Source organism: Pseudodesulfovibrio nedwellii, from assembly GCF_027923765.1.
Classification (GTDB): domain Bacteria; phylum Desulfobacterota; class Desulfovibrionia; order Desulfovibrionales; family Desulfovibrionaceae; genus Pseudodesulfovibrio; species Pseudodesulfovibrio nedwellii.
The window spans coordinates 2,040,464-2,058,215 of sequence record NZ_AP026709.1; the positions used below are offsets into that span (position 1 = coordinate 2,040,464).

Genomic DNA, 17,752 nt, shown 5'->3' on the forward strand with positions numbered 1-17,752 from the left:
GTCCTAACTAGAATGAGGTTCGGCTGGCAGGGTCAAAACAGCCCGTGTGCCCTTACCTGTTCGAGGGAGAAATTCCAAAGTGCCACAGTGCTCGCTCACGATCTTGTGGGAAACGGACAATCCCAGTCCAGTGCCGCCGATGTCCCGTTTGGTCGTGAAAAACGGATCGGTTACATGTGGCAAATCGGTTTTGGAAATACCGGTTCCTTCATCCACAACTTCGACGACCGTGCTACCACTCTCTGCATCCAACCGGGTAACCACGGTGATAGCGCAATTCTTTTCAGGCAGGGCTTCACAAGAATTTTGCACGAGATTGATGATTACCTGTTCAATTTTCTGATAATTACCACGGACCATCGGGCGACCATGAGCATACTGCACCTCGAAATTGTAGGTGGCTTGCTTGATCTGATTCGCCAGCAGATTCAAGGAATGCTTGAGCACGGAATTTATAAAAACGGCCTGATCCATTTCCGTGGAGTCATGCCGGGCATAATCCTTGAGGTCCTTGACAATTCGCTTGATCCGCTCCGAACCTTCCAACACACTATCAAACAGGCGCGGCACCCGGTCACGAGCCTGACTGTATTTAAGGCCGCCAAGGGTGAAGTCACCGTTATCATCATAGTACCGATCCAACGCAGGAATGGCCCCGGCCCACATGCGAGAGAGCAACTGGGAATTGAGCATGATGTAATTATTGGGATTGTTCACCTCATGCGCCACACCCGACACCAAAATGCCGAGGCTGACCATCTTGCCCGCCTGAACCAGTTGTTCCTGCTTGAGATTAGCCTCACGCTCGGCAACCCGTTTCTCCGTAATGTCACGGCAGGTGATGAGCGTGGTACCGTTCTGAATGGAAACCTTCTTGACGTTGACCATCAGTTCATGCTGACGCCCCAACTTATCGCAGACAGACAATTCAATATTGCGGATTTCGCCGAACGCGGCCAACCGGGTGCGATCATAAAAATTCTCACCAAGCAAAGAGGATATCTCGTCGAACCACCGTACCTCATGCTCGGTATAACCGAACACGGTCTTCACACTAGGGCTAATATAAATAAAATGCCCGTTATCATCGGTGATAAACACGGCATCCGAAATACTAGCCAGAGTGATACGATGCAATGCCTCGGAGTGTTGCAACGCTTCAACCCATTGACGATAATCAGTTATATTTCGATAGCTTACCACCATACCGATAGGCACGCCATCTGAATTCTTGAGTTTGGTAGCCGTGAGCGAACAGGGAACAGTTTTGCCTGAAGCATCCCGACAGTCTGTTTCATAGTCGGCCCGATCTCGTCCCATGAGTCGGGTCGAAGCCATGCAGTGAACGCCATCACATCCATGACAGGGAAATACTTCAAAACACTTCTTGCTCTCGATATCGTCATGGCCGTGGCCGGACAGTTCGGAAAAGGCACGGTTGATCTTGAGAATATTCTTCTTGTTATCCGTAACGATCAGTCCATCTACCGAAGTCTCGAAAACTTGACTGAGTTCCATGTCAGCCCGTTCGAGATCATCCTCAACCTGCGTCCGATAGAAACGCTCATCCTTGAGTGCGTCATGCGAAGATTTCAATTCCTCCGTGCGTTTCTCAATGATCCCTTCCATCCGATCATACAGGATGGTGCGTTTACGCTCGCGGCGTAAATCTTCGGTAATATCACGAATGGTCGCGACAACATATTGCTCATTATTGATGGCCACGGCCTTGAGTGACACTTCCGTATCAATGAGCGTGCCGTCCCCTTGTTTGTCCTTCCAAAAAAAACGTTGAGGGGTTCCCTCGGCTGCGGCCCGTATTTTTTCCTGCGCCATGAGGTAAGAATCGCGACCATTGGGCTGTTTTTCCGGGGCGAATTCTGCCGGAGAACGGCCAAGAATCTGTCCCTTGTCTGCCTTCCAAATGCGACACGCACTTTTGTTACAATCAAAAAAAGTATCTTGCAGAATGAGAATGCCATCGGACATGGCATCAAGCACACCCTGATATTTGCCCAGTTCCGACTCTAGCTCTGCGATGCGTGTTTGCTGCGCCTCGATAATCGCCTGCGACTTCGTCGCGTTGGTTGCCGTATCCATGCGCCCCTCCAAAGGTGGGTTCGACTCTTTGTTCCCCACTTAGCCCTGATTCGAAATCGACGCAAGGCAGCGATCGAAATGGCAACACATCGAAATATAAGAAGGAAAACAAACAGGGTCTGTTCACTGTCTCATTGTCTTGCGAGCGGAACTTCTTTCCCTTACAGTGACCTTTCACTCGATAAAAAGGAGACACAAATGCAACTGATCTCATCCCAAATATCCGGCTACATGAAGCGGTCCTCATGGATTCGCAAAATGTTTGAGGAAGGTATTGCCCTGAAAAAGGAATTCGGTGAAGACGCTGTCTGCGACTTCAGCTTAGGAAACCCCGACCTGCCGCCGCCTGCCGCCATCAAAGATGCCTTGGTCGGGCTGGCCGAACAGGCAGACAAGCCTTTCTTCATGGGCTACATGCCTAACTTTGGTTACCCCGACGTTCGTCAACGGCTGGCTGAAGAAGTGAGCAAGGAGCAAGGCGTGGACGTTCCCGCTGACAGCTTGATCATCACCTGTGGCGCAGCCGGTGCGCTCAACTCATTTTTCCGTGCCGTGCTGGAACCGGGCGATGAAGTCATGTCCCCGGCACCATTCTTTGTTGAGTATGGTTTCTATTGTGAAAATTACGGTGCTTCTCTGGTCCCGGTCCCGGCCAAACCCCTGACCTTTGAACTGGACCTTGATGCAATGGACGCCGCCATTACGGACAAAACCCGCGTGGTACTCATCAACTCACCCAACAACCCTACAGGTGCGGTCTACTCCCGCAAAGAGCTCGACGGCCTGGCCGCCATTCTTCACAAGCACAATGAAGGCCGCGACAAACCGATCTTCATCCTGTCTGACGAGCCTTACCGCTTTCTCGCCTTTGACGGCGTGGAAGTCCCGAGCATGTTGGACGTCTATCCGTACTCGGTTGTCTGCTCCTCCTTCTCCAAAAACCTGTCCATGGCTGGTGAACGCATCGGCTATGCACTGGTCAATCCGGCCATGAAGGACAAGGATATGCTCGTCGGCGGCATCGTCCTTGCGAACCGCATCCTCGGTTTCGTCAACGCCCCGGCACTGGCCCAAAAGATTCTCGGCAAAGCGCTGGGAAGCTCCGTGGACACCTCGATCTACGACGACCGCCGCAAGGCCATGGCCTCAGTCCTGGACAACGCGGGATGTGAGTACACCATGCCCAAAGGTGCTTTCTACTTCTTCCCCAAAGCTCCGGGCGGAGATGACATCGAGTTTTGCGCCGCCTTGCAGAAAGAAAAAATCCTAGCTGTTCCCGGCACCGGCTTCGGCTGCCCCGGCTACATCAGACTCGCCTTTTGCGTAGGCGAAGATGTCATCCTGCGAGCCACAGAAGGCTTTGCCCGAACCATGGAAAAATACAAATAGCCTCACATACTCATACACACCCAAAAGGGCTGCTCTCGGGCAGCCCTTTTTTCATTTCAACGAGTTAAAAAATTTTGTCTGCATCGCTGATGTTCTTGAAGAAGTTAAAATTCTTGTACCCGTACGGGACAAAACAACCTTTCAAGGAGACAAAAACACTATGAAGTAACCACCTGTTTTCGTTGGGCTTAAAAAATATATTTACGATGTAAAAAAGTTTGGCACGCCACATGCTATAAAGAAAACATCTTCCTTTTTTGCACTGAGAAAACAACAAGCCTCCGCAAGGAGGCTTTTCTCATTTCTGGAAGGGGATATTCCCCATAGTGAAGAGGCGCTATTCAAACATACGCCAGTATTTATCCACGATGGCATCCAGTTGCCCTTCTGCTCGAATCTCCAAAAAGGCCTTTCGCACACGTTCCACGACTGCATCAGAAGTTTCATTGCCAAACGCCATATAAAAATCCTCGGTAAAAAGCGGCACTCGGGGAACCCAGTAGTCAGAAGGCTGTCCAGACTGCTTAAGCCAATGGGCCAGCGACAGCTTATCTCCGGTTGTCAGGTCTATACGCCCGACGTTCTGGGAAGATTTCAAATTATTCTGTTGCTCACAGTTAACGGGAAAAAGATTGACCCCGTCCTGAAATCCCTGGGAAAGCAAAAAATGATGTGTGGAAGTTTCACGGGTTACACCGACCCGATATTTCTTGGCCTCGTCCAAAGTGGAAATAGCTATATCTCTACGATGCTTCGGACTGAACAAATACATGTCAATAGACAGCCCTTCAACCTTGATCCATTTGAAATGCGGTTCTCTGCTCGGCAGTTTGAAAATAGAATAAATAAGGACATTCTTATGAGTTTGAGCCATGTCATACGCACGAGCCCAAGGGTATATATCAATAGAGTACTCAAATCCGGCTCGGTCCAGCGTGGCCCGGACAACGTCTGTCACCACGCCGCCCACTCCTTCACAGACTTTCTGATTATAGGGCGGCCATTCTTCAGTAACGACTTTTATACTCTCGCTTGAAGCTGTTACCGCTTGCACCAAGACAAGAACAACAGCGAACAAAAAACCACGCACACCCATTTTTTCCCCTTTTCACTCACACGCCGATAAGTCCCGCCAAAACAATTCACTCTTATCATTTCCTACACAGAAACTCTCATAATATGCAACATCTTAGAAAAAGTTGGGAATAAAAAAGCCGGTCGGGATTTCCCCGGCCGGCTATACAGATTTTTCTATTATTGATTATTTTTCGTACACCGCACCACGTGAAGCTGAAGTGACCAATTTTGCATAACGACGCAGAAATGGGGACTTCACTTCCTTGATCACAGGCACATGAATTTTCCGTCGCTCTTCCAGTTCCTCATCGTCCACCAGCAGATGAATTTTCCGTGCCGGAATATCAATCTCAATCTGGTCGCCATTCTGGATCAAACAACATGGGCCGCCAGCTGCTGCTTCGGGCGAAATATGCCCGATAGCTGCGCCGCGTGTGCCACCAGAAAAACGGCCATCGGTCAATAGAGCCACGGACTCGCCCAACCCCATGCCGGAAATAGCCGAGGTGGGGGTGAGCATTTCACGCATACCAGGCCCGCCCTTGGGACCCTCATACAGCACGACCACCACGTCACCGGACACGATTTTGCCACCAAGAATGGCTTCAACCGCATCTTCTTCTGTCGTATATACCTTGGCTACTCCAGTATTCTGCATCATCTCTGGAGCCACGGCAGACTGTTTCACACAGCATCCTTCAGGCGCGATGTTGCCGTACAAGATGGCGATACCGCCCTCTTCCGAATACGGATTATCAATGGGCCGGACGATTTCATTATTCGTAACCCTGGCGTCCAGATCCTTGAGGTTTTCACCCAGCGTTTTACCCGTAACAGTCATAACATCAAGATTAAGCAAATCTCGTTTGACCAGTTCGGACATCACGCCGGGAATACCACCTGACTCGTTCAGATCTTCCATAAAATGAGGGCCAGCAGGGGACAACTTGCACAGGTTCGGTGTCTTTTTGCTGATCTCATTGAACATTTCAAGATTCAAATCAAGACCGGCCTCGGCAAACAGTGCGGGCAGATGTAACGTGGTATTGGTGGAACAGCCCAGAGCCATATCCATTGTCACGGCGTTATGCACGGCTTTCTCGGTGACGATATCACGCGGCTTGATGTCACGTTCCAGCATTTCCATAACTTGCATACCGGCCTGCTTAGCCAGCCGTACACGGGCGGACATGACAGCCGGGATAGTACCGTTGCCGGGCAGGGCCAGCCCGATGGACTCGGACAGACAGTTCATGGAGTTGGCCGTGAACATGCCCGCGCATGAACCGCAGGTCGGGCAGGCGGACTGTTCAAATTCAGTCAGTTCCTCTTCAGTCATGGTGCCAGCCTTGACCTTGCCCACGCCTTCAAAAACATTAATCAGGTCAGCAGTCTTCTTCCGGCCTGCCAGCATGGGGCCACCAGACACGACAACCGCTGGAATATTCAGTCGCAGGATAGCCATGAGCATACCCGGCACGATCTTGTCGCAGTTAGGAATACACACGATCGCGTCAAAGGGATGGGCGGTCGCCATGATCTCCACGGAGTCGGCAATTATTTCGCGGCTCGGCAGGGACATTTTCATGCCCTCATGGTTCATTGCCAGTCCGTCACACACCCCTATAGCCGGGAATTCCATGGGGGTACCGCCTGCCAGCATGATGCCTCTTTTCACGGCTTCGGTAATGGTATCTAGGTGTACATGACCGGGAATAATCTCATTGGCTGCGTTACATACGCCAATCAACGGCCTGTCCATTTCTTCCTTGGACATCCCGGTCGCATACAGCAGCGAGCGGTGCGGGGCCTTTTCCAATCCACCAGTCATTTTTTTACTACGCATTAGATACTCCTCTAAATAAAAATTCGGATGGACAGTTCACACCGGATAGGGGGCCGATGTCAATGGTTTTGCCTTGTGAGGCCTCCGGCAGGCCTACCGGCGGTCGCCTTCAGCGGGACCAGAGAACCTTTTTAAAAAGGTTCTCTGGACTCTCCAAAACTTTCTGTATCGCTTCGCGAGGGGGGGGGATAAACGAAAAAAATTCTCAACCATTCTTAAACATGGAGTGCTTTGGGGTGCGCCAGCACCCCAACAACGCCTTTCCTCCCCCCGACAGTATGAGGCTTGGGAGAGTGGTGCAGATGTGCATTTTCTCGGGCCAAATCGACCGCAGGCGTAGCCCGGCTACGTTGAGGATTGATTTACGCCCGAAAAATGTGCAGATGCGCAGCTCTCCCAAGCCGTGTCACAAGAAAAAGGCCCCGACTAGGAGATAGCGGGGCCTTGGAGGAGCACATATTTTGTTTGTCGGTTATCGTACCTTCAGACGTTAGGCGGCCTCGCTCTTGCGGGCTTTGCGGTATTCCACGATATCGTCCACGGTGCAGACGGGCATATTGTGTTTCTTGCCAAAGTCGATAATTTCCGGGGTTCGGGCCATGGTGCCGTCAGGATTAGTGACTTCACAAAGGACACCGCACGGCTCTAGACCGGCCAGACGTGTCATGTCCACTGTGGCTTCAGTATGACCGCCACGTTCAAGCACTCCGCCGGGACGGGCGCGGAGCGGAAAGACATGGCCGGGACTGGCGATATCCGCAGGCGTAGCGTTTCCGGCAATAGCCGTCTTAACGGTGGTCACACGGTCAACCGCTGATACGCCAGTGGTGACACCTGTGGCCGCCTCAATGGAAATGGTGAACGCGGTCTGATACTGGCTGCTGTTTTCATCAACCATCATGGGCAGTTCAAGGGACCGGATTTTTTCATCGGTCAAGCAAAGACAGACAATACCGCTACATTCGCGAATGAGCATAGCCATCTGATCGTCAGTAAGGGTTTCGGCGGCGAAGATAAGATCGCCTTCGTTTTCACGACCTTCGTTGTCCGTGACAAGAATGCCACGACCTTCACGGAGTGCCGTGAGTGCGTTCTCGACCCGCTGAATAGGATCGCCGAACTGATTAAGTAGAGACTGATTCATCATGAATCTCCTAAAAAGAGTATGAATGAATCAGGGCGCAAAGACAGGCAGTCGAGCACGTTTTCACACGTCACGACCTGACGCCGTGGGGAGCAGGAATGCTCGGCGGCGAATACGGGACTGCCTCATTCTCTTTCATCCGGACTGTTACCGTCGGCCCCGGAATCACACCGGGTCTGCTAGACCCTCCCAACAGAGGGAGGCGCTCGCGGGCTTTCTGGCAAAACCAGATTACCGCCGGTGGGGACTTCCACCCCGCCCTGAGAACAAGTTGGGAAAGAATTAAGGACTTTCAAAGAGATGTCAACACATTCCCCTCAAAAAAATATCTATTTCCCAAACCCTTTGTGTGACAACGAAAAAAGAAACAAACACATATGGAGGAAGCCTTGCCCACACGCTCAAAAAGGGGTACTGCTTTCGTCCATGCATGAAATGTCAATAGTCGAATCCATCCTCGGCATCTTACGAGAAGAAATGGTCAAATATGACGGCCAGCGGCTCAAGAAAGTCACCATCAAAAACGGTCAATTGGCCGGAGCGGTGTCTGAATCCCTGACATTCGCCTGGGACGCACTCATCCCCGGCGGAGAATTTGATGGGGCTGAGCTTGAGATTATCGAGGTACCGGTCAAGGTCGCGTGCGGTGAGTGTGGCGAAGAGTTCAGCCCGGAGCATGCCAGGTGCATGCCCTGTCCGAAATGTGAGGCATTACTCGGCCACCACGTACTGGAAGGTAAAGAGCTACTGATCGATTCCATAGAAGTGGACGACCAGCAAGAAGCATAGCAAGGAGAGATCATGTCCAAGGAAGTCACTATAGTTCGCAATGTGCTTGAGGCCAACGATCGTCTGGCCGACGAGCTGCAAAAGAAATTTCGCGTCAAGAAAATCCTGTGCCTGAACCTCATGAGTTCTCCTGGCGCGGGTAAAACAACCCTTCTGGAACGTACCCTGACCGACCTCAAAGACGAGTTCAAGATGGCCGTTATCGAAGGCGACCTCCAGACCGATAACGATGCACAGCGTGTGGCCGCAACCGGCGCACAGGCCGTACAGATCAATACCGAGGGCGGTTGTCATCTGGATTCCGGTATGGTCTTGGATGCACTCAAGGCCATCGACACCGAAGGTCTGGACATCCTGTTTATCGAAAATGTCGGCAATCTGGTCTGCCCTGCAGAATTCAACGTGGGTGAGGACTTCAAGGTTACCCTGCTGTCCGTTGCCGAAGGTGACGACAAGCCGGAAAAATACCCATTCATGTTCCACATCTCTGCAGTCATGCTGCTCAACAAGGTGGACCTGCTCCCCTACGTTGACTTTGACATGGACAAAGCCAAGAATCACGCCACAGCCCTGAACAAGGAAATCGAGGTTATGCCTATTTCTGCCCGCTCGGGCGAGAATATGGAGCAGTGGTACAAATGGCTTCGCGACAAACGTGCTGAGAAGAAATAATTCTTTTTAAATAAAAAAAAGGCCCCTGCTCGCTTGTACGAACAGGGGCCTTTTTTTTGGATAAAAAGGGGAAGAGAAAAACAAAAGGACCGCCTTGGGCAGTGATATACACTCAACAATGACTCTCGCCGAAGGCGCATCTTTCATTCCTCATCGCTGAAAAACACAGCCACCTCCCTACAAAAGGGATAATTTTTCGCCCAAAACTTCATTTCTTCATTGGCAGAACACCAGTCCAAGAGTACCATCCCCTCATGTCATTTCCAGCCAATCTCCCCCTTGAAGACGTTTTCGCCTCCATTGCAGACGGTCTGTTCACCGTAGATACAGACTGGAACATTACTTATTTTAATGAGGCAGCCCAACGCATCACTGGCATCAATCAGGATGAAGCGGTCGGATGCAAATGCTGGGACGTCTTTCGTTCTTCGCTGTGTGACGGCAATTGTGCCATCGGCCAATGTATGAAAGCCGGTGGTCGCATTGTCAACAAGTCCATTTTCATCGTCCGCAACGACGGCACCACCCTGCCCATATCCATTTCCGCATCCACATTGCGTGACAGCGAAGGCCAAATGATCGGCGGCGTCGAAACCTTCCGCGACCTGACAGAAATCCATGTCAAACGTCAGCAAGCCAAGGATGTTTACCGATATGAAAATATCGTTGGACGCAGTCAGCCCTTGGAAAAGATATTCCGCATCCTGCCCCGCATCAGTGAAAGCGAAGCAACCACGCTGCTTCTCGGCCAATCAGGTACTGGCAAAGAATTGTTTGCTCGAGCCATCCATAATTTAAGCCCACGCAAAGACAACCCATTTGTGCCTGTAAACTGTGGTGCACTGCCGGACACACTGCTTGAATCCGAACTGTTCGGATATAAAAAAGGCGCATTTACGGACGCTCGCACAGACAAGCCTGGACGTTTTGAAATGGCGGACGGTGGCACTGTCTTCCTTGATGAAATCGGCGACATGCCGGGAAAACTCCAGGTCAAACTCCTCCGTTTCCTGCAAGATAAAATGTACGAACCACTCGGAGGCGTCGCACCAATCCATGCCGATGTGCGTGTTATCGCCGCGACGAACAAAGACCTGGAGCAGGCCGTTGCAGACGGCAGTTTCCGGCAAGACTTGTTCTACCGACTCAATGTGGTCACTTTGACCCTGCCGCCACTCAAGGAACGCCACGAAGACCTCCCCCTGCTCATCGACCACTTCCTTGGTGAATTCAATGCGATACAGGGCAAGTCCATTCAGGGCGTCAGCGAAGACACCCTGCACATTCTGCTGCATCACGAATTCCCCGGCAATGTTCGCGAGTTGGAAAACATCCTTGAATACGCATTTATTCTCTGCCGCGAAGGACTCATTCAGGTTGAACATCTGCCGGAATATCTACACCCAGACAACCATGACATCCACGGCCCTGATCCTTTGCGCGGCTCCATGAATGAAATCAAACGTCGAGCGGCAAGACATGCCGTGGAACGCAACAACGGTAAAAAAATGGCCGCCTGCCGTGAACTGGGTATTACCAAAGACACTCTGCGCAAAATGCTCACCGAGCCAGAGGGCTAATAATTATCCCCGTCCGGGGCTATAAAAGGCTATTTTTTCGCCCTTATGATAGCCAACAAAAACTCAAGTAATTGAAATAACAACGTTATAAAGAGTGGCATGCTCTATGCTATATTCATTTTAACCGGCTCAAGCCCGCCGGATTTTTTGGAGTAGTGAGCATGAAAGCAGATTCTGCAAATCTCATCTGCCTGGCGTGCTACCAGGACCGGTTAGCATCTGTGTGTGAAAACGCAGATGGATACAAGCTTTTTGAAATACGTGACACCAAATTTTACCCCGCAGGCCTCCTATCCCTTCCCTCAAAGGACCCTATGGACAGGACATCCGCCATATTGGCCTGCGGGGTAACTGTATTTTTATGCGGTGCCATCTGCAATCAGACACGCGCTAGGCTCGAAGAAGGCGGCGTAACCGTCCTGCCTTGGCTCACGGGCACCCAAAATCAAATTCTCGATGGATTTCTCAACAAAACTCTGGACAATCTGGTCATGCCGGGTACCCGGATTTGACATTTTCACGAGTGTGGTTATCTCTCTGTAACCCGCAGGAATCCGAGATTCCACGGGTGGTAAAAGACATTGCAAAGGCGGCGTCAAACCGCCATTTTTTTTAGGAGTATATCATGAGTGAATGCGAAGGATGCTCTTCTGCCGCACCTGACGGGAGCTGCACGAGCACGACTGGTTGTGACAATCCCGAAGAATTGAAACTGCAACAGACCCTTGGCCGCATCAAGCACAAAATCGTGGTCATGTCCGGCAAGGGCGGCGTGGGCAAATCCACCGTCGCTACCAACATCGCCGTGGCACTGTCGCTTGCTGGAAAAAAAGTCGGCCTGCTTGACGTCGATGTCCACGGTCCGAGCCTGCCTCGCATGCTTTCCTTGAAAGGCCAAAAGCCACACATGGGCGATCGCACCATGGAACCGGTCCCCTGGAGCAAAAACCTCTCGGTCATGTCTCTTGGCTTCCTGCTCGAAGACGACCGTCAGGCCGTTATCTGGCGTGGCCCAGTCAAAATGGGACTGATCAAACAGTTCGTTGAAGATGTCATGTGGGGCGAGCTGGATTATCTGGTCGTTGATTGCCCTCCCGGCACCGGCGACGAACCGCTGTCCACTTTGCAGACCCTCGGACCCACGGCCATGGGTGTCATCGTCACGACCCCGCAGGGCGTGGCTATTGACGATGTCCGCCGCTCCGTCTCCTTTGTAGGTGAAGTGGGCAACCGCGTACTCGGCATCATCGAAAATATGTCCGGTTTCGCCTGCCCCAACTGTGGAACTATCCACGAAATCTTCAAATCAGGTGGAGGCGAAGCACTGGCTAAAGAAGCGGGCGTCCAATTCCTCGGCCGTATTCCTTTGGACCCGGAAGTCGCTAACTCCGGTGACGAAGGCTACCCGTACCTGAAAGTCCACCGCGATACCATCACAGGCAAGGCTTTAGAACAGATCATCCAGCCCATGCTGGAGCTGCCAGACCCGCCCAAGGCATAAACGGCCTTTCGCAGTCCGCAGTCTTTATGCACATAAAATCCCCCCGGCGTTATTACGCAGGGGGGATTTCTCGTTGCAGGACCATTCAAAGAGTTCCGTCAGGCGACCTTGTCACTGGATGAAAGAATATTGACCATACCTCGTACAGCGTCTGCCACTCTCTCAAGCGCATAGACCACACGGGGATCAAATTGTGTTCCCGAACATCTGACAATTTCTTCTTTGGCCGCATCAAAATCCTTGGATACACGATACGGTCGATCCTGCAACATAGCTGACAAGCTGTCCGCAACCGCGATAATTCGCGCACCCAACGGTATTTGAATCCCCTTCAAACCATGAGGATACCCAGTGCCGTCATAGCGTTCATGATGATGCAACACCATATCCACGACACCAAGATTTTTCAGGGAAGACACCGGACGAAGAATGTCAGCTCCAGCTTTTGGATGCCTACGAATAGACTGCCATTCACTGGCATTCAATGATCCTCGTTTTTTCAACACGGAATCTGGTACACCAATCTTACCTATATCATGCAGGTGTCCTGCCACATGAATAATATCCGCCTCACTAGGGGACAACCCCATGGAAAGCGCCAAAGCGTGTGAGACTTCGGCCACTTCCTCGGAATGCATTGAAGTGTACGGATCTTTGGCATCTATAGCGAACCCCAAAGACTCCGCAAACTGGTGCAGGACTGTTGTTACAAAATGAGCGGAATCAGGGCGTACGGGAAGAGCTTTCGCTCCGGCACCTCCTTCCGCAAAATTGTTGCCGGCAAGCATTTACACAGCACCTGCCGGACGGACAGACTCAAGACGTGTCAGATTGCGAACAATGGTTTTATGCAAAGCATTCCCTTCACCAGCGCCTTCAACCGCAAAAAGAGCAGCAAGGCGGAAGCAGGCCAAAGCCTCTTCTTCTTTACCGGAAACCTGATGCACCAAACCTATATTATTGCGGACTTTTGCTTCATGCAAACGTGAATTCATTGACTTTGCCAATCGGTCGGCCTGAATAAGCTGAAACAGCGCATCATCAGTCTTTCCTTCGTTGCAGGCTTTCATTCCTTCACGGTTCAACAATCCAAGTTGACGTAACTGGGTCATAATTAGCTCCTTATTCTTGCGATATTAAAATCTCCGGTTCGCATTCATGCGAACCGGCACATACATCGTCCAAATAAGGAAGCTGACAAAGGGAAGCCAAAAGCTGTGTTCGAAGAAATCGAAAGTGTTTTAATGCGAAACATGAGTTGACTATATTGAGATTGATTTTCAATTTCAAGAACTATTTTTTTTTTTTTTGGCCCAATATAAAAAAGGCCTACTCCGTGCAAAACGGAATAGGCCCTTAATACTCTGCTCGGCTATAAAAGCCGAATATATTGGCGCTTAACGTGCCATCATGGAACGAAGTAACTCGGCACAATTCTCTGTATTATGTCCCATGTTATCCAGGCAGTCCACAAAATGAATCAGCTGATAGATATCTTTAAAATCGATATCCTTATCGTAAATCTTCTTGTGCAGGGCATTCTTCATGTGACGCACGTTGTCACGTTCACGACGCACCTTACGAAAGCACTCTTTGGTCCCTTCGCGGTCCAGAGACTCGCCGTGAATGATGGCAATGGTGGACTTCAAGGCGGGACCAAGCAAAACGGTACAACGAGCAATGCCGTCAAGCAGGAAAATCAGGTCTTTCTGCACATCTTCAGGGATAACGACCTTGCGCATAGCCAACCAGTATAAAGCATCCTGAGCAGCATCAAGGATATTGTCCTGGCTCTTGGTGTAACTGAGGAACAGCGGCTTCTCCACGGCCATGAACAGCCCTTTAGGGAGATGGTTGCGAATGTTGCGTTTGATGGAATCGGCGTGATTCTCGATTTCGTCCACGGAACGAGTCAATTCTTCAAACTCACGACAAACACCGCCAGACACATAGCACTCCAACGAATCGTCGATGGCCGCAACGCACTCTGCTATCTTGTCATAGTGTTCAACAAGGCCGTCCATGGGCGAACGGTTGGCAAGCAAACCGAAAAAAGGAATTTTCAAAGACATATGTATAACCTCTCTTGAAAAGGATCGTCGTTAATTTCGTAACCTAGCTGTAACACAACCATTTCAACAGCACAAAGATAACAATACTGGTCAGCGCCGCAATGGGAACTGTAGCTATCCAATAGGCCACGATTCTAAACAGAACACGGAAATCAACGGCGTGAAAACCGCGAGCCAGACCAACGCCGACAACACCACCCACGGCTGCGTGGGTCGTAGAAACAGGCAACCCGAGATTGGATGCCACCAGCACGGTGGAAGCCGCGCCAACATCGACGGCAAAACCTCGGGTATTGGTCAACGTGGTGATCTTGGTCCCGACAGTTGCCATGACTTTATGGCCGAGTACGGCAATACCTATAGCAATGCCACACCCTCCCAAAACAAGCATGGGCCAGGGAACTTCCGCCTTGGAGAGCAGCACGTGCTCCTTGGCTATCAGGTAAATGGCGGCAACAGGGCCGATGGCATTGGCCACGTCGTTCGCGCCCTGTGACAAGGCTACATAACAGGACGTACCCACCTGCATTTTACGGAAGATCCGCTCTACACCCTCTGCGCCCTCTTCCTCGTTAATGACAATACGACTGACAAGAAGCTTTCCCAAAAACCATGCAAGAAACGACAGACCAACGGCTATGGCCAAGGACTGCGCCCAATGCAAATGCAAGGATTTCCCTGCCGGGGTCTTATACAGAAAGGACAAGGATATCATGGACAGAGTCACAGCGATCCAAATTGGTGCCCAAAATTTTGCTTGCTCGATAAATTTTCGTTTGTACAGAATATACTTCCTGATATGCGAAAAAATAAAATAGGCGATGCCTGCGGCAAGAAACGGTGAAATAATCCAAGACAGGACGATACCACCCATTTTGAGCCAATTGACCACATCAGGACCACCGGCAACAAGACCAAACCCCATGATAGCTCCAACAATGGAGTGGGTTGATGAGACTGGTAGCGATGTTAACGTCGCCACCAAAACCCAAATGCCCGCAGCAAGCAACGCCGCAAACATACCGATCATGATAATCTTCGGATCAGTAATAACTTCTGGATTGATAATCCCTTTACTGATTGTCGCCGTAACGTGTGAACCGAGAAAAACCGCACCGACGAAATTAAGAGTTCCGGCGATGAACACGGCCTGCTTCACGGTGATGGCCCGTGCACCCACAGCCGAAGCCATGGAATTCGCCACATCGTTTGCCCCGAGGTTGAAGGCCATGAGGAAGCCCGCGCCCAGAGACAAGTACAAAAACAGATCGTAAATATCCATTATGATGCCCCTCTTTCGAGGGAATTGGTTAAATGTTCCGCGCGTAACCGACTACGAGGACTTATTCAGACGAAAACAGAAACGCGCTCCGCGAGTCCCTTCACCATATCCGTCGTGCCAGATTTCTCCGCCAAAATTTTTCACTATACGACGGCAGATGGCAAGACCCAATCCCGCGCTGCCGGACCCGTCAATGGTATTCTCATCGACGCGGTAGAACCTTTCAAAGACCTTGGTGGAGTGTTCCCGAGATATACCCGGCCCCTGATCCTCCACAGAAAAAACGATGGACTCGCCGTCATCTTCGGCGCTGACCGTGATCTTCCCTCCATCAGGGCTGTACTTCACGGCATTGTTCAGCAAATTGTGGAACACGTGCAAAAGCCCGTCAACCTCACCCATGACCATCATGCCACCGTCGGGAGTTCTCCGCTCTATGGCGACTGACTGTTCTTCGGCCCAAGGCGAAACGTCATTAATGGCCCGAGTCATAAATTCATGTGCTGAAACCGGCACCAGATCAAGCTTCTTGCCCATCTGCTCAGACTTTGCCAAAGCAAGCATGGAAGAAATGACCTTGTCCATGTGGTCCGCATTTTTGAGGACAGTCTCCAAGAATCCTTGCCCGTCTTCGGGCTTGGCAGGAGGCATATGCAGCAATGTCTCGGTGTAACCCTTGATGGAGGTCAAAGGAGTACGCAACTGATGCGAAGCATTCGCCACGAAATCCTTCAGCCCTTTCTCGCTCTGCTTCATTTCAGTAATATCATAAAACACCAAAATGAGTTTACGCACACCCTTTTGATCCATGAAAGGTTCAGCACTGACTTCCACGGTACGCGAATCCATCAAATCGATCTGAATAGCACGTTCGCCGCTTTCGGATTCGCCCAACATATCATCAACCAAGTCCTGAATCTCGACACGCCGAGAGACTTCGATGGGTGTCCGTCCTACAGAACTTTCAGCCATATTAAACATGTCTTCAAGTGCGGTATTGTATGACTCGATACGCCCGTTGGAATCCAACGTCATCACACCTTCACGCATACCCTGAAACACGGCCTGAAGCTGTCCTTTCTGGTCATGAACAACCTGCATGCTGCGCTCGATGGACTGAGCCATGGCGTTGACCGATTCTGCCAGAGGCTTGAATTCACCCCCCGGAAGAACCCGCAGCCGCTTGGAGTAGTTGCCCTCACCAATAGAGCGGGCCAGTTCGGAAAAGGTTCTGATATCCCGGCTCATGTTATGGGACATAATCAAGCTGATGAGTACGGCACATGCAAGGGTGGCAAGAAAAATCCAAATGAAATTGGTACGTAAAACATTCAGTCGTTCGCTCACCTTGGAAAACGACACCGCGAGGCGCAGCACTCCGGTGGGAACACCTGAGACAACACTCATTTCTGAGGCTACGTACAGCATGTCTTTGCGCAATGTGTCGGAGTGACGGACGTTTGATCCCCACCCGTCTTTGAGGGCGGCAATAATTTCGGGCCGTGTGCTGTGATCATCCAGCGTTGTCAGCTCGGAATAGATCACGTCGGAATCGGCAATGACCCGACCACCTACTATATATGTAATACGCGAGCCGAGTTTAAAACCGAAGGCGTCCACCCATTCGGCAAAATCTTTTTCAGAGGCAAAGGTCTGGTGGTCGCTGATCAGCCACTTGATGGACTCGATTTCGCTGTGGGACCGCATCTCCGTATCCGTGACAAGCTCATCCCCCACAATGGATGTGGAGTAAAAGAATATCACGCCCAGAACCAGGAGCAAAAGAGCCCAGGTCCATAACAGGATACGCATTTGAAAAGAGCCAAGCCTCATTTCCCTTACCTCGTTGAGCGCCGCAGCGGCTGGAGTTGGTCAAAGGGATATGGATATCCCCTTTGCCGAACGCGTGCGCTGTGTAACACAATCGTTCCCGAAATGTAATGTTACGGATTGTTACGGTTGTGTGACAAAATGACCGCAAAGCCACAACCCTGTTAGAATACTCAAGGTTTCAGACACAAAAAAAGAGGTGCCCCAAAGGGAAGGACACCTCATTATTCCGATAAAATCAGTCGGTTAAAAACCGCGCATGCATTCCATGAGATACATGGACACTTCCACGCGACAGACGCCATTGTCTTCGATGACGCGCACGTTGTTTTCCGGGATCAAGGCCATATCTTCGGCCACGTTCAGCCACTTGCCTTCCAGCCACTTGGGCGTCACGCCATTCGCTTCCATTTCTTTAATGGGATAGCTCTCGGCAACAACCCATTCGTCATCTTGCACTGCAGGCATAG

At 50.9% G+C, this 17,752-nt stretch carries 16 protein-coding genes and 1 riboswitch; of the genes, 6 read left to right on the plus strand and 10 right to left on the minus strand.

Translation table 11 applies throughout. The features are described 5' to 3' along the window. Window positions 1-3 precede the first annotated feature (3 nt). Window positions 4-2,100, minus strand: coding sequence for a PAS domain-containing sensor histidine kinase (locus SYK_RS09560; RefSeq protein WP_281760035.1), 2,097 nt, complete (start codon window positions 2,098-2,100; stop codon window positions 4-6). A gap of 198 nt (window positions 2,101-2,298) precedes the next feature. On the opposite strand from SYK_RS09560, the gene SYK_RS09565 reads away from it, so the two are divergent. Next, a complete protein-coding gene (locus SYK_RS09565) occupies window positions 2,299-3,489 on the plus strand; it encodes a pyridoxal phosphate-dependent aminotransferase (protein ID WP_281760036.1) in 1,191 nt (396 codons plus the stop codon). Between the two features lie 337 nt (window positions 3,490-3,826). Here the strand turns inward: SYK_RS09565 and SYK_RS09570 are convergent, their stop codons facing one another. From SYK_RS09570 to ribB, 3 genes are all read right to left on the minus strand, one after another. Continuing rightward, window positions 3,827-4,585, minus strand: coding sequence for a substrate-binding periplasmic protein (locus SYK_RS09570; RefSeq protein ID WP_281760037.1), 759 nt, complete (start codon window positions 4,583-4,585; stop codon window positions 3,827-3,829). 165 nt (window positions 4,586-4,750) lie between these two features. Beyond that, window positions 4,751-6,412 (minus strand): dihydroxy-acid dehydratase, encoded by a 1,662-nt coding sequence (gene ilvD, locus SYK_RS09575; RefSeq protein WP_281760038.1) that lies wholly within the window; start codon window positions 6,410-6,412, stop codon window positions 4,751-4,753. A gap of 490 nt (window positions 6,413-6,902) precedes the next feature. Then, entirely contained in the window at window positions 6,903-7,556 is a 654-nt protein-coding gene (ribB, locus tag SYK_RS09580) for a 3,4-dihydroxy-2-butanone-4-phosphate synthase (RefSeq protein ID WP_281763261.1), read from the minus strand. Window positions 7,557-7,679: 123 nt separating this feature from the next. Next, window positions 7,680-7,828: riboswitch (FMN riboswitch) on the minus strand. A gap of 163 nt (window positions 7,829-7,991) precedes the next feature. On the opposite strand from ribB, the gene SYK_RS09585 reads away from it, so the two are divergent. From SYK_RS09585 to SYK_RS09605, 5 genes are all read left to right on the plus strand, one after another. Further along, complete coding sequence (locus tag SYK_RS09585; protein ID WP_281760039.1) at window positions 7,992-8,345, plus strand: hydrogenase maturation nickel metallochaperone HypA; 354 nt, start codon at window positions 7,992-7,994, stop codon at window positions 8,343-8,345. A 12-nt stretch (window positions 8,346-8,357) separates the two neighbouring features. After that, on the plus strand, window positions 8,358-9,017 hold the full coding sequence (hypB, locus tag SYK_RS09590; protein ID WP_281760040.1) for a hydrogenase nickel incorporation protein HypB: 660 nt from the start codon (window positions 8,358-8,360) through the stop codon (window positions 9,015-9,017). Window positions 9,018-9,271: 254 nt separating this feature from the next. Next, the gene (locus SYK_RS09595; protein WP_281760041.1) at window positions 9,272-10,597 is read left to right on the plus strand and encodes a sigma-54 interaction domain-containing protein; all 1,326 of its coding nucleotides are present in this window, start codon (window positions 9,272-9,274) and stop codon (window positions 10,595-10,597) included. 161 nt (window positions 10,598-10,758) lie between these two features. Further along, on the plus strand, window positions 10,759-11,109 hold the full coding sequence (locus SYK_RS09600) for a dinitrogenase iron-molybdenum cofactor biosynthesis protein (protein WP_281760042.1): 351 nt from the start codon (window positions 10,759-10,761) through the stop codon (window positions 11,107-11,109). Window positions 11,110-11,222: 113 nt separating this feature from the next. Beyond that, window positions 11,223-12,098 (plus strand): Mrp/NBP35 family ATP-binding protein, encoded by an 876-nt coding sequence (locus SYK_RS09605; protein ID WP_281760043.1) that lies wholly within the window; start codon window positions 11,223-11,225, stop codon window positions 12,096-12,098. 98 nt (window positions 12,099-12,196) lie between these two features. On the opposite strand, the gene SYK_RS09610 is transcribed toward SYK_RS09605, so the two are convergent. The 6 genes from SYK_RS09610 to SYK_RS09635 all read right to left on the minus strand — a co-directional run bounded on the left by SYK_RS09610 (window position 12,197) and on the right by SYK_RS09635 (window position 17,750). After that, a complete protein-coding gene (locus SYK_RS09610) occupies window positions 12,197-12,886 on the minus strand; it encodes an HD-GYP domain-containing protein (protein ID WP_281760044.1) in 690 nt (229 codons plus the stop codon). Next, window positions 12,887-13,210 (minus strand): tetratricopeptide repeat protein, encoded by a 324-nt coding sequence (locus SYK_RS09615; protein ID WP_281760045.1) that lies wholly within the window; start codon window positions 13,208-13,210, stop codon window positions 12,887-12,889. A 285-nt stretch (window positions 13,211-13,495) separates the two neighbouring features. Beyond that, a complete protein-coding gene (locus SYK_RS09620; RefSeq protein WP_281760046.1) occupies window positions 13,496-14,170 on the minus strand; it encodes a DUF47 domain-containing protein in 675 nt (224 codons plus the stop codon). Window positions 14,171-14,213: 43 nt separating this feature from the next. Continuing rightward, window positions 14,214-15,452: an inorganic phosphate transporter gene (locus SYK_RS09625; RefSeq protein ID WP_281760047.1), complete on the minus strand. Its 1,239-nt coding sequence runs from the start codon at window positions 15,450-15,452 to the stop codon at window positions 14,214-14,216. A gap of 51 nt (window positions 15,453-15,503) precedes the next feature. Continuing rightward, window positions 15,504-17,264, minus strand: a complete 1,761-nt coding sequence (locus tag SYK_RS09630) for a sensor histidine kinase (RefSeq protein ID WP_281760048.1) — start codon at window positions 17,262-17,264, stop codon at window positions 15,504-15,506. Between the two features lie 264 nt (window positions 17,265-17,528). Next, entirely contained in the window at window positions 17,529-17,750 is a 222-nt protein-coding gene (locus tag SYK_RS09635; RefSeq protein WP_281760049.1) for a hypothetical protein, read from the minus strand. Window positions 17,751-17,752 lie beyond the last annotated feature (2 nt).